The sequence below is a fragment of the Streptomyces sp. NPDC001153 genome (genome assembly GCF_053598315.1).
Map to the genome: position 1 here is coordinate 1 of NZ_JBSFJZ010000029.1, position 12,565 is coordinate 12,565.

9 protein-coding genes are annotated in these 12,565 nt (G+C 73.5%); 1 reads left to right on the forward strand and 8 read right to left on the reverse strand.

The window, feature by feature from the left end; translation table 11 throughout:
- Nucleotides 1–50: 50 nt before the first annotated feature.
- From ACWDEN_RS29420 to ACWDEN_RS29455, 8 genes are all read right to left on the reverse strand, one after another.
- Nucleotides 51–1,913, reverse strand: coding sequence for an SWIM zinc finger family protein (locus ACWDEN_RS29420; RefSeq protein WP_450860739.1), 1,863 nt, complete (start codon nucleotides 1,911–1,913; stop codon nucleotides 51–53).
- An 809-nt stretch (nucleotides 1,914–2,722) separates the two neighbouring features.
- Entirely contained in the window at nucleotides 2,723–5,575 is a 2,853-nt protein-coding gene (locus ACWDEN_RS29425; RefSeq protein ID WP_450860741.1) for an SNF2-related protein, read from the reverse strand.
- Nucleotides 5,576–5,671: 96 nt separating this feature from the next.
- Complete coding sequence (locus ACWDEN_RS29430; protein ID WP_450860743.1) at nucleotides 5,672–6,253, reverse strand: sugar kinase; 582 nt, start codon at nucleotides 6,251–6,253, stop codon at nucleotides 5,672–5,674.
- The gene (locus ACWDEN_RS29435) at nucleotides 6,250–7,395 is read right to left on the reverse strand and encodes an ROK family glucokinase (protein ID WP_351614541.1); all 1,146 of its coding nucleotides are present in this window, start codon (nucleotides 7,393–7,395) and stop codon (nucleotides 6,250–6,252) included. Before ACWDEN_RS29435 ends, ACWDEN_RS29430 begins: the two co-directional genes overlap by 4 nt.
- Nucleotides 7,396–7,536: 141 nt before the next feature.
- Complete coding sequence (locus ACWDEN_RS29440) at nucleotides 7,537–8,307, reverse strand: ATP-binding cassette domain-containing protein (protein WP_351614539.1); 771 nt, start codon at nucleotides 8,305–8,307, stop codon at nucleotides 7,537–7,539.
- Nucleotides 8,304–9,332: an ABC transporter permease gene (locus ACWDEN_RS29445; protein ID WP_450860746.1), complete on the reverse strand. Its 1,029-nt coding sequence runs from the start codon at nucleotides 9,330–9,332 to the stop codon at nucleotides 8,304–8,306. The genes ACWDEN_RS29440 and ACWDEN_RS29445 overlap by 4 nt, the downstream gene beginning before the upstream one ends.
- Entirely contained in the window at nucleotides 9,329–10,333 is a 1,005-nt protein-coding gene (locus ACWDEN_RS29450; protein WP_450860748.1) for a sugar ABC transporter substrate-binding protein, read from the reverse strand. The genes ACWDEN_RS29445 and ACWDEN_RS29450 overlap by 4 nt, the downstream gene beginning before the upstream one ends.
- 163 nt (nucleotides 10,334–10,496) lie before the next feature.
- A complete protein-coding gene (locus tag ACWDEN_RS29455; protein ID WP_351614557.1) occupies nucleotides 10,497–11,234 on the reverse strand; it encodes a GntR family transcriptional regulator in 738 nt (245 codons plus the stop codon).
- A gap of 130 nt (nucleotides 11,235–11,364) precedes the next feature.
- On the opposite strand from ACWDEN_RS29455, the gene ACWDEN_RS29460 reads away from it, so the two are divergent.
- Complete coding sequence (locus ACWDEN_RS29460; RefSeq protein ID WP_351614532.1) at nucleotides 11,365–12,387, forward strand: Gfo/Idh/MocA family protein; 1,023 nt, start codon at nucleotides 11,365–11,367, stop codon at nucleotides 12,385–12,387.
- Nucleotides 12,388–12,565: the final 178 nt, after the last annotated feature.

A 12,565-nucleotide genomic window follows, 5' to 3' on the forward strand; every position in this document is an offset into this window, starting at 1 on the left:
GCCGGCAGCGACCACCGCTGCCGGCACCGGCCTTCCCGCGCTCCGGACGGTCAGGTGTCGTCAGGCGTGCCGAGGCCGGTCAGGGCGCCCACCGGGTCCAGGTCGGGTGTACCGCGGGGCCACCAGTCGTCCTTACCCGGCTCCGACTCGTACGCGTACCACAGGCCGTCGCGACCGAGCCGGAGCTGGACGTGGCCGCGCGGATGGGTGAGGCGGTTGCGCCAGGGGCGGAACGCCGGGAGGTCGGCGGCGAGCAGCAGCGGGCGGGCCCGGTCGAAGCGGCCGGCCGGCGGGTCCCACGGCTCCTCCAGCACGGCCAGCCCGGCGGCCCCGCCCTGGCGCCAGGCCGCGACGGCCCGCGCGAGGTCCCCCGAGGTGCGGCCGACGGCCGTGGCGAGCGTGGCGTACAGGGTGCGGGTGGTGGCCGTGAGGCCGGAGCCGGGGCGGGCGGCGGCCAGGCGCACCGCGTCCTGCCACAGGGTCAGCTCGCCCACCGGGTCGCGTCCGGTGCCGAGCAGCGCGTGGGCGCGGGCGGCGGCGTCGGTCGCGAGCTGGTCCAGCGCGAAGGGGTCCGGGCCACCGGGCGCCGCCGGATAGACCGGGGGCTGCTCGGGATGCGGGGGTACCGGCAACGGCGGAGGCAGCGGCGGGAGTTCGCGCGGGACGAGGGCGTCGGCGGCGCGTACGCCCGGCAGGGACTCCGGCTGCCGCTCCTGGGCGGCGCGGGCCGCGCGGGCGGCGCTGCGCCGGGACAGCGCGTCGAGCAGGCTCCGCTCGCCCCGGCCGCGCAGCAGGAGCAGTACGAACGGGTCGGCGTCGAGCAGCCGTGCCGTCTGGTAGCAGAGCGCCGCCGCGTGCTTGCAGGGGTGCCCGGAGTCGGGGCAGCTGCAGCGCGGCACGAGGTCGCCGGGACCGGGCAGCAGGGGCACACCGCAGTCGGCGAGGGACTGGGGCAGTTCCTTGTCGAGCAGCGCGGCGATGTGCCCCGGCCGGTCGGCGGCCGCGTCCAGGAAGCGCGCCCAGTCCGTGTCCTCCAGCGTGCGGACCCGCACCTGCACCCGGTACGGGCGGGGCCGGCTTCCGCGGACGTACGCCAGGACCAGCCCCGGGGTCACGGTGATCGCGTCGACGTGCCCCTGGTCGGCATAACCGCGGCCCCGTGCCACCCTCTTGGGGTCCAGCGCGCCCTGCTCCAGCGCGGCCACCCAGGCGTTGCCCCACCAGGTCCCGGCGAACGGCGCGCCCTCGTGGGTGGCCTCACGGGGCGCGAACTCGGGGAAGGTACGGCGCAGTTCGGAGTCGCGGTGGGGGGTACCCATGGTGGCGGGCACGTGGGGGGACGCGACTGCGGGGGCGGGTCGGCGCGGGACGGTGTCGTCTCGGGTGGCGGGGGTGGTGGAGGTGATGGGAGCGGATGCGGCGGGGAGTGTGCGGGGGTACGCCGACTCGTCCCGCGCCGGTCCCGGACCGGCGGGAGCGGGGGCCGGTTCGGCGGGGTTGGGGTCCGGTTCGGCGGGAGTGGTGACACCGGGGGGTTCGGTGGTGTCGGCGTCGGTACTGTCGCCGCCACCGTTGGTGTCCGTGCTCGGGGTCTCGTCCTCCGGGGTGTCGGACCACACCGGCATCCGGAAGGCGTCGGCCAGGTAGCGCCGCATGTCCTGGGCGGCCTTGATGCGGGCGGCCGGGGAGTCCGGCCCGGGGACGGCAGCGGTACGCGATGCCGGGGAGCCGGAGCCACCGGTCGCGCGCGGCCCGCGTCGGGTACGGCCCTCCTGCGACCGCCGGCCACGCGCGGCAGCCTCCTCCGCCTCGGCCTCGGCACGCAGCGCCTCCCGGCGGGCGGACCGGAGTGCCTCACGGGCCACATCGGCGGGACGCCCCGCGGGCCCTTGCGCACCGGCGGCCTCGGACACATCTCGATCCCCCGCACGGGCAGCCCCGGACACATCCTTGGCGTCTGTACGGGCGGCCCCGGGCACATCCCGGGCATCCACGCCGGCAGCCCTGGGCACGCCCCGGGCATCCGCACCCGCATCCGCACCCGCACCCGCACCCGCACCCGCACCCGCACCCGCACCCGCAGCACCGAACACGACCCGGGCATCAGCCCCGGTAGGCCCGGACACATCGCAGTCACCCGCACGGGCAGCCGCGGAGTCGTCCCGCTCACCCGCACGGCCGGACCGCCCCGTGGCGCCGCGCCCGCCTTCGTCGGCAGAGCGCGCCATGGCGCCGAGCACTCCTCCTTCAGCAGACCGTGCCGGAGCGCCTGTTGTCCTGCCGTCAGCCGGTGCGGCGGAGTCGCTGGTCCCGTCCGTCGTGTCGTCCGTGCCCGACCGGGCGGGCAGAGCCGACCTGGCCGACCGGAGGGCGGCCCGCGCGACGTCCGCGGGCCTCGGCTCCGCGGCGCCGGCCCGGTCGTCCCCGCGCCCGGACACCGCCTGCCGCGGCAGAGTCTCCTCCCGCCCTGCTGCCGCCCTCCCGGACCCGGCCGGCCCGGCGCCTGCCTGTTCGCATCCCATCCGCTCGGCGCCGTTTTGTTCGCACCCGGCTGGTTCGCTCACGGCCTGTTCGCGCCCAGCCCACTCGGCCCCAGCCCGCTCAGCTCCCGCAGCTTCGGGTTCGGCCCGTCCGGTCTCCGCCCGCTGCCGGGCCTCCCGTAGGGCTCGGCGGGCGGCGTCGGCGGGGCGCTGCTCACCGCGTTCTCGGCGTTCCCCGTCCGTCATGACTGCCGCCGCAGTGAGACGAGGTCGGACAGCTCGCGGTCCGTCAGTTCGGTGAGCGCCGCCTCGCCGGAGCCGAGGATGGCGTCGGCCAGGGCGCGCTTGGCGGTGAGCATCTCGGCGATGCGGTCCTCGACCGTGCCCTCGGTGACCAGGCGGTGGACCTGGACCGGCTGGGTCTGGCCGATGCGGTACGCGCGGTCGGTGGCCTGTTCCTCGACCGCCGGGTTCCACCAGCGGTCGAAGTGGATGACATGGCCCGCGCGGGTGAGGTTCAGGCCGGTGCCGGCGGCCTTCAGGGAGAGCACCAGGACCGGGGTCTCGCCGCTCTGGAAGCGGTCGACCATGCGCTCGCGTTCCGGGACCGGGGTGCCGCCGTGCAGCAGGTCCACCGGGATCGCGCGGGCGGACAGGTGCGCGGCGATGAGGCGGGCCATGCCGACGTACTGGGTGAAGACCAGCGCCGAGCCGTCCTCGGCGAGGAGGGTGTCCAACAGCTCGTCCAGCAGGGCGAGTTTGCCGGAACGGGCCACGAGCCGGTCGGCGTGCGCCTCCTCCTTCAGGTACAGCGCCGGGTGGTCGCAGATCTGCTTCAGGGCGCCCAGAAGTTTCAGCACCAGGCCCCGGCGGGCGATGCCCTCGGCGGTCTCGATGGCCAGCATCGACTCGCGCACCACCGCCTCGTACAGCGCGGCCTGCTCGCGGGTGAGCGGCACCGGGTGGTCGGTCTCGGTCTTGGGGGGAAGCTCGGGCACGATGCCGGGGTCGGACTTCTTGCGGCGCAGCAGGAACGGCCGGACCAGGCGGGCGAGGCGGTCCGTGGCCTCCTGGTCCTCGCCGTTCTCCACCGCGCGGGCGTGCCGGGCGCGGAAGGACTTCAGGGGGCCGAGGAGTCCGGGGGTGGTCCAGTCGAGCAGGGCCCACAGTTCGGAGAGGTTGTTCTCCACGGGGGTGCCGGTCAGCGCCACGCGCGCGGGGGCCGGGATGGTGCGCAGCGCCTTGGCGGTCGCCGAGTAGGGGTTCTTCACGTGCTGGGCCTCGTCTGCCACGACCATGCCCCAGGGCTGTTCGGCCAGGCGGGGGGCGGTGGAGCGCATGGTGCCGTACGTGGTGAGGACGAACCCGCCGTCGAGGCCGTCCAGGGTGCGGTCCGGGCCGTGGAAGCGGCGGACCGGGACGCCGGGTGCGAAGCGGGTGATCTCGCGCTGCCAGTTGCCGAGCAGGGAGGCCGGGCAGACGACGAGGGTCGGTTCGGTGCGGGCGCGTTTCAGGTGCAGGGCGATGAGCGTGACCGTCTTGCCGAGGCCCATGTCGTCGGCGAGGCAGCCGCCGAGGCCGAGGGTGGTCATGAGGTCCAGCCAGGCCAGACCGCGCAGCTGGTAGTCGCGGAGGGTGGCGGCGAGGCCCGCGGGCGGGTCGGCGGGGCGCAGGCCCGCCGTGAGCCGGTCGCGGAGGGCGGCCAGCGTGCCGACCGGCACGGCCTCGACACTCTCGCCGTCGATGTCGGCGGTGCCGGTGAGCGCCACGGACAGCGCGTCGACCGGGTCGAGCAGGCCCAGTTCGCGCTTGCGGGCCTTGCGGACGAGGGCCGGGTCGACCAGCACCCAGCTGTCCCGCAGCCGTACCACCGGGCGGTGGGCCTCGGCCAGAGCGTCCATCTCGGCCTCGCTGAGCGGGTCCCCGCCGAGCGCCAACTGCCAGCGGAACTGGAGCAGTTCCTCGCTCTCGAAGAAGCCGGTGCCGTCGGTCGCCGAGCCGGGCGCCGGGCGGACCACCGCCGCGGCCGTGAGGTCGCGGGCGAGGTCGCGGGGCCAGTGCACGGCGACCCCGGCGGCGGCCAGGCGGGTGGCCGCCACGCCGAGCAGTTCGCCCAGCTCCTCCTCGGACAGGGCCAGCACATCGGGCACGTCCTGTTCGGCGAGCCGGTCCAGGGGCGGCCACACGCGGGCCGCGCGCCGCACGGCGAGGGCGGCGTCCACCCGCGAGCGGGGCCCGAACGCCGTGTCGGCCTCCCCCGCCCACAGGGCCGCCGCGTCGGCCACCAGGGTGGGGTCGGCGAGGCTGTGCACCTGCACGATGGCCGCGCCGGCGTTCCTCGGTCCGGTCGGCTGCGGGGCGCTCGCGCCGGTGTCGAAGACGTCGTACGCGGACAGGTCCAGGCGGAGCGAGATCCGCACGCCCGCGTCCATGCCGGCGGCGACCTCGGCCGCCCATTCGTGGGCCTGGGGCAGCGCCACGGGCTCCCGGGCGGCGAAGGGCCGGCCGGCGGTGTACGGGGCGGCCGGGGTGCGGGGCAGGGTGTCGGCGACCGCGTCCAGGAAGGAGCGGATCAGGGCCTCCGGCTCGGGCAGCCGGAGCGGCCCTGGGTCCGGGAGCGGCACGGCGTGGCCCTCCGGGGGCAGGGCGGCGGCGACCGCGCGCAGGTGGGCGATGTCGGCGGGCTCCAGCGGGCCCGCCCGCCAGGCGTCATGGCCTGCCGGGGTCAGGCCCGGCAGCAGGCGGCCGCGGGCGACCAGTCGCAGCGCGTGCAGCGCGGCGGCGCCCCAGCAGGCCGTGGCCGGATGGGCGGCCGGGTCGCGGCGGGCCCGGGCCAGCAGCGGCAGGGCATCGGCGAGCGGCAGGGTCAGCGCGGGCACCTGCCTGCGGCGCACGCCCGCACCGTGGCGTCGTACGACCGTGATCTCGGCGGTGTCGCCCTCGACGGATCCGCCCTCGGGGTCCCAGAAGGCGATGCGGCCCTCGCGTGGGAGGGGCGCCGGAAGGTACACGGACGCGAGGCGCACCGGGACCTGGTCCCCGGCCCGCCCGGAGCCTGCCGTGCGCTCGGCCACCGCGGCCGTGCCTGCGCTCATACGTCCTGCCACCTCCCGCCCGTGCGTCGGATCAGATGTCTTCGACTCTACGGGCGGGGTCTGACAATCGGCCCCGGGACCGGCCGGGGCCTGCGGCTAGGGGACCGTGCGGGAGACGACGTAGACCACCGGGTTCTTCGGGTCGGTCATGTTCACGACCACCTCCTGGGTCGGCGCCGGGTTCTTCTGCTCGTGGGTCAGTCCCCACCAGGGGCCGGGGCCGGTGAAGCGCCAGCCGCTGACCCTCTGGTCGCGGGCGCCGATGGCGATGTCGCCCTTCTTCAGCTCGTCCGGGCGTGCGCCCATGGTCTGCAGGAAGCTGTCCAGGCCGGCGGGGTTGGTGCGGAACTGCACGTAGAGCCGGCTGGTCCTCCAGTTGTTCGTCTCGTAGGAGGCGATGGAGTCGGCCGGGTGCGGGGCCGTCACCTGGTAGAGGCGGCTCTGCACCTTCGACGGCCCGCCCGGGGTCAGGCCGGTCGCCGAGTACTTCGCCTCCTTGTCCTTGCCGCTGTTGCGGCTCTGGTTCGCGGAGATCACCAGGTAGCCGGCCGGTACGCCGATCAGCAGGCCGATGATGAGCAGGGTGAGCGCGCGGCGCCTGGCCTTGTGCCGGGGGGCCTCGGCGGGGCGGCGCGGCTCGTCCGGCGGGGCGGCCTGGCGGGGCAGGGAGGCGGTCATGCGGTGTCCCGGTCGCGTCGGGCCTGGGTGTACCGCTCGTAGCGCTCGTACCGTTCCACCCGGCGGCGCTTGGCCCGGCGGAACCGGCGGGCGACCAGCCGGGCCAGGTCGGCTGCGCCCACCATGCCGGCCTCCGGGCCGAGCTGGGCGCGGGTGATGCGTGCCTCGGGGCGGTAGCCGCGGCCGGTGAGGTGGCGCTTGAAGGCGTCCCGGGCGGGGCCGATGAGCAGGTCGTCGGCGGCCGAGACCCCTCCGCCGATGACGAAGCAGGACGGGTCGAGGGCGGCGGCGAGGTTGGCAATGCCGACGCCGAGCCACTGGCCGATGTCCTGGAGCAGCTCGACGCACATCGCGTCGCCCTCGCGGGCCAGCTCGGTGATCATCGGGCCGGTGATGTCGGCGATCTGGCCCTTGACGTGCTCGATGATCCCGTACGCCACCGGGGAGTCGGCGGCGGCCAGCTCCTTGGCCTCGCGGACGAGCGCGTTGCCTGAGCTGTACTGCTCCCAGCAGCCGCGGTTGCCGCACGGGCAGCGGTGGCCGCCGGGCACGACCTGCATATGGCCGAACTCGCCGGCGACGCCGTACTTGCCGCGCTTGACCTGGCCGTCCTCCAGGATGGCGCCGCCGATGCCGGTGCCGAGCGTGATCATGACGAGGTGGTCCTCGCCACGCCCCGCTCCGAAGCGCCACTCCGCCCAGGCTGCGGTGTTGGCGTCGTTGTCCACGAGGACCGGCACGGACAGGCGACCGCTCAGGCGGTCGCGCAGCGGTTCGTTGCGCCAGGACAGGTGGGGGGCGAACAGGACGCGGTTGCGGTCGGCGTCGACCCAGCCGGCCGCACCGATGCCGACCGCGTGCACGTCGTGCCGGTCGGACAGGTCCAGGACCAGTTCGACGATGGTGTCCTCGACGACCTTGGGGCTCTTGGACTTGTCCGGGGTCTCGGCGCGGAGCTTCTCCAGGATGTTGCCGTCGGCGTCCACGACGCCCGCCATGACCTTGGTGCCGCCGATGTCGATCCCCACCGTGGGCACGCGGGGTGCTGTCAGGTGGGAGCGGCGTTCCCTGGTGCCGACCGTACGGAGCACGGGGGCCCTGCGGGAGCCGATGGGGGCGGTGAGGTCGCGGTAGGTGCTCATCGTCTGTCGATTCTGCCTCACCACGGGTGTGGGTCGCGTACGGGACGGGAGAGGGGGGTGCGCGAGCGTCGCCGACCGCGGGTGCGTCGTGGCTTGTCGCGCCCCGCGGCGGAGCCGCTGATCGATGCGGCCCCGCGCCCCTCAGCCACGCTGCAGTTCATGGCGCAGGGCGTCCAGGTCGGATCCTCCCGCCATCTGCCGGGTCAGCTCGTCCAGCGTGATCTCGTCCCGTGTGTGATTCCCCACCATCGTGCCCCTCCGCAACAGCACGAACCTGTCCCCCACCAGGTATGCGTGGTGCGGGTTGTGGGTGATCAGAACAACGCCCAGGCCCTCGTCGCGTGCCGCGGCCACATATTTCAGGACCACACCGGACTGCTTCACACCCAGTGCCGCCGTCGGCTCGTCCAGGACCAGGACCTTCGCCCCGAAGTGGACGGCGCGGGCGATCGCCACGCACTGGCGTTCGCCGCCGGAGAGGGTGCCGATGGGCTGGTCGACGTCCCGGAGGTCGATGCCCATGCGGAGCAACGCCTCGCGGGTGGTGCGGCGCATGAGGTCGGTGTCCAGGCGCTTGAAGGGGCCCTTGCCCTTGCGGGGCTCGGAGCCGAGGAAGAAGTTGCGCCAGACCGGCATGAGGGGGACCACCGCCAGGTCCTGGTGGACCGTGGCGATGCCGCGGTCCAGGGCCTGCCTCGGGGAGGAGAAAGTCGTCTCCTCGCCCTCGATGCTCAGGGTGCCGCCGTCGTGCCGGTGCAGACCCGCGACGATCTTGATCAGGGTGGACTTGCCGGCTCCGTTGTCGCCGAGGACGCAGGTGATCTCGCCGGGGTGGACCTCCAGCGAGACACCCTCGAGGGCGCGGACGGTGCCGTAGTGCTTGCTGACGCCGGTCAGCTCGACGAGAGTCACTTGTTGGCCTCCGCGCGCTTCTTGACCCAGGCGTTGAGCAGGGTCGCGAGGAGCAGCATCGCTCCGAGGAAGAACTTGAACCAGTCGGGGTTCCACTCGGCGAAGACGATGCCCTTGCTCGTCATGCCGAAGAGGAGGGCGCCCACGGCGGAGCCGATCGCGCTGCCGTAGCCGCCGGTGATCAGGCAGCCGCCGATCACGGCCGCGATGATGTAGATCAGCTCGTTGCCGACGCCCTCGCCGGACTGGACGGCGTCGAAGGAGAAGAGCAGGTGCTGGCCGGAGATCCAGGCGCCGAACGCCACGCCCATGTAGAGGCCGATCTTGGTCCTGGCGACCGGGACGCCGACCGCGCGGGCCGCGTCCTGGTTGCCGCCGACGGCGAAGATCCAGTTGCCGGCGCGGGTGCGCAGCAGGATCCAGGAGGCGAGGGCGACCAGGCCCAGCCACCACAGGATCGTGACCTTGAAGTCGACGCCGCCGACGGTGAGGGTCGAGGCGAAGAGTGCGTGGGCGGAGCGGAAGCCCTCCATGTCCCCGACGGTCTTCGTCGACACCGTGCCGTCGATCAGCTTGGTGAAGCCCAGGTTCATGCCCGTCAGCATCAGGAAGGTACCCAGCGTGACGATGAAGCTGGGCAGCCTGGTGCGGGTGAGCAGGAAGCCGTTGAAGGCGCCGACGGCGAGGGTGACCAGCAGGGACACGCCGACGCCGACCCAGGTGTTCGCCGTCATCTGGTAGCTGAACATCGAGGACACCAGCGCCGAGGACGTCACCAGGACACCGGCCGACAGATCGAACTCGCCGCCGATCATCAGCAGCGCCACCGGTACGGCCATGATGCCGATGGTCGAGGAGGCGTACAGGACCGTGCTGAGGCTGGAGGCGTTGAGGAAGCCGTCGGCGGCGAAGGCGAAGAAGGCGAAAACGGCGAGCGCGCCGACCACCGAGCCCAGTTCCGGCCGGGCGAGCAGTTTCTTCAGCGGCGAGCCCTGCAGAATCCTTTCATCAGCGGCCGCGCTCATCGGGTGCCCCGCTGGGTGTACGCGGCCAGCGCGGAGGCCTGGTCCCTGGTGATGATCTGCGGGCCGGTGAGCACCGGCTTGCCGCCGCCGAGGACGTCGCCGTTGTACTTGTAGGCCCACAGCAGGTCGACCGCCTCGTAGCCCTGGAGATACGGCTGCTGGTCCACGGCGAAGCCGAGGGTGCCGTTCTTCAGCTCGGCGGCGACCTGGGCGTTGAGGTCGAAGGTGTCGATCTCGGCCCTGCTGCCCGCGTCGCTCTTCGCCTTCACGGCGGTGTCGGCGTACGGCGCGCCGAGGGTGACGACGGAGTCGATGGACCTGTCGGCCTGGAGCTTGGCCTCGATGCCGGACTGGACGTCGGGCATGTCGGTGCCGTTGACGTAGAGCTTCTGCAGGGTGCCGTGGAAGGTCCTGGCGACGCCGTCGCAGCGCTGTTCGTGCCCGACGTTGCCCTGCTCGTGCAGCACGCACAGGGCCCTTTTCTTCCCGCGCCTGTTCAGCTCGTCTCCGACGGCCTCGCCGGCGATGGTCTCGTCCTGGCCGATGTGGGTGAGGGCGCCGAAGGTCTTGGACTCCTCGGAGCCGGAGTTCACCGTGATGACCGGGATGCCGGCCTTCTCGGCGCGGGCCAGGGCAGCCTTCATGGCGTCGGGCTTGGCGAGGGTGACGATGATGCCGTCGACCTTCTTGTCGACCGCCGCGTCCACGAGCTGCGCCTGCTGCTGGGCCTGGTCGTCGTGCGAGTACAGGAAGTTGATGTTGTCCTTGACGGCGGCCTGCCTGGCGCCGCTCTGCACGATGTCCCAGAAGGTGTCGCCGTCTCCCGAGTGGGTGATCATCGCGAAGGTCCAGCGCGGCGTGTTCACCGCCGCTCTCCCCTGGGCCGCGGCGACCCTGCGGGCGTCCTCGGCCCGCTTGCCTCCGGTGCTGCTGCACGCCGCGAGGGACAGCGAAAGTGCCCCTGTCAGCGCAATGACCGCCCAGGTCCTGAACCGTGCCACGAGGCAGTGCCCCTTCTTGCTGTGTTCGTACGTACGGAAGGGGCCGGTGATCAGCTCAGCGGCCCCAAACGCTCCAGTATCGAACACGGGTGACACTCATGACACAGCCGGGGAGCACCGGCCCGGCCGATTGTCCGGACATTGCGACGAACGCGGGTCCCGGTCAGGGCCGGACGAGCAGCTGGAACTCGAAGGAGTAGCGGGTCGGCCGGTAGGTGTGGTCGCCGAACTCGACCGCGCGGCCGGTGTCGTCGAAGGTGGTGCGCTGCATGGTGAGCAACGGCGCGCCCTCGGCCTCGGCGAGCCGCTCGGCCTCGGCCTCCGTCGCACCGCGGGCGCCGATGGACTGACGGGCGCTGTGCAGGGTGATCCCGGCCGAGCGCATCAGCCGGTACAGGCCGGTGGCCTCCAGCTGGCCGGTTTCCAGGTCGAGCAGGCCGGGCGGGAGATGGTTGATCAGGTACGCCATCGGCTCGCCGTGCGCGAGGCGCAGCCGCTCGATGCGGTGCACATCGCTGCCCTCGGGGACGCCGAGCGCGGCGGCGACCTCGGCGGAGGCCGGTACGACGGTGTTGACCAGCACCTTGGTCGCGGGGCGCTGGCCGGCCGCCTCCAGGTCGTCGTACAGACTGCTCAGCTCCAGCGGGCGCTTGACCTGGCTGTGCACCACCTGCGTACCGACGCCGCGGCGGCGCACGAGGAGCCCCTTGTCGACGAGGGACTGGATGGCCTGGCGGACGGTCGGCCGGGACAGACCGAGCCGCGCGGCCAGCTCGATCTCGTTGCCCAGCAGGCTGCCCGGGGTGAGGCTGCCGTGCTCGATGGCGGCTTCGAGCTGCTGGGAGAGCTGGAAGTACAACGGCACCGGGGAGCTACGGTCCACGTGGAGGTCGAGCGACACGGTGGGGTCCACATCTGGTTTCGGCACGGGCCCGAGCGTAGCCCTGTGGTCGGTTGACGGGAAGTTGTGTAGTCCGATTGTCCGGACATACGCATTGACAGCGTACGGGCTCCGCCCTCACTTTGTTTCCATGCGCATCGGGGTCATCGGTACGGGCCGCATCGGCACCCTTCACGCCAGAACGCTGAGCCGTCACCGCGACGTCGGGTCGCTGATCCTGACGGACACGGATCCAGCCCGGGCACAGGGACTGGCACACCGGCTGGGCGAGACGGCGGCGCCGGGTGTGGACGAGATCTTCAAGTGGGGCGTGGACGCGGTGGTGATCACCACGGCGACGTCGGCGCACGCCGAACTGATCGGTCGGGCAGCCCGCTCGGGCCTGCCGGTCTTCTGCGAGAAGCCGATCGCGCTCGACCTGCCGGGCACGGTGCAGGCGCTCGCCGAGGTGGAGACGGCGGGCACGATCCTGCAGATGGGGTTCCAGCGGCGCTTCGACGCGGGATACGCCGGCGCCCGAGAGGCCGTGCGCTCGGGACGCCTCGGCCGGCTGCACACCGTGCGCGCGATGACCTGCGACCAGTCCCCTCCCCCGGCCGACTGGCTCCCGCTGTCCGGCGGGCTGTTCCGGGACACGCTGATCCACGACTTCGACGTGCTGCGATGGGTGACGGGCCGTGAGGTGGCCGACGTCTACGCCACCGGGTCCGACGCCGGGCCCGCGATGTTCCGCGAGGCCGACGACGTCGGCACGGGCGCGGCGCTGCTCACGCTGGACGACGGCACGCTCGCCACGGCCACGGCGACCCGGCTGAACGGCGCCGGGTACGACGTGCGCATGGAGCTGGCCGGGGAGGCGGACACGGTCGTGGTCGGCCTGGACGACCGTACGCCGCTCGCGTCCACCGAGCCGACCGGGCCGCCGCCCGCGGACAAGCCGTGGCCGGGCTTCCTGGAGCGGTTCGGGCCCGCGTACGAGGCCGAGCTGAACGCCTTCGTGGAGGTGGTGCGCGGCGAGCGCCCCAACCCGTGCGACGGCCACGAGGCCCTGCAGGCCCTGCGGGTGGCCGAGGCCTGCGAGGTCTCCCGCCGCGAGCGACGCCCGGTGTCCCTCACGGAAATCCCGGACCGGGCACAGCTGTCGCGAGGGTGACGCCGGGGCCGCGTACGACCGAGACCCCGGGCCTCGCACGAGCGATACGGCGGGCCACGCACGGGCGTTGCAGCCCACGCCGCGCACGACCGTAGCCGCCGGCTCCGCCTAGGACCGTTACTGCGGGCGCCACGCGCAACCGAAGTCACCCGCGCCGCGCACGACCATTGCCGCCGAC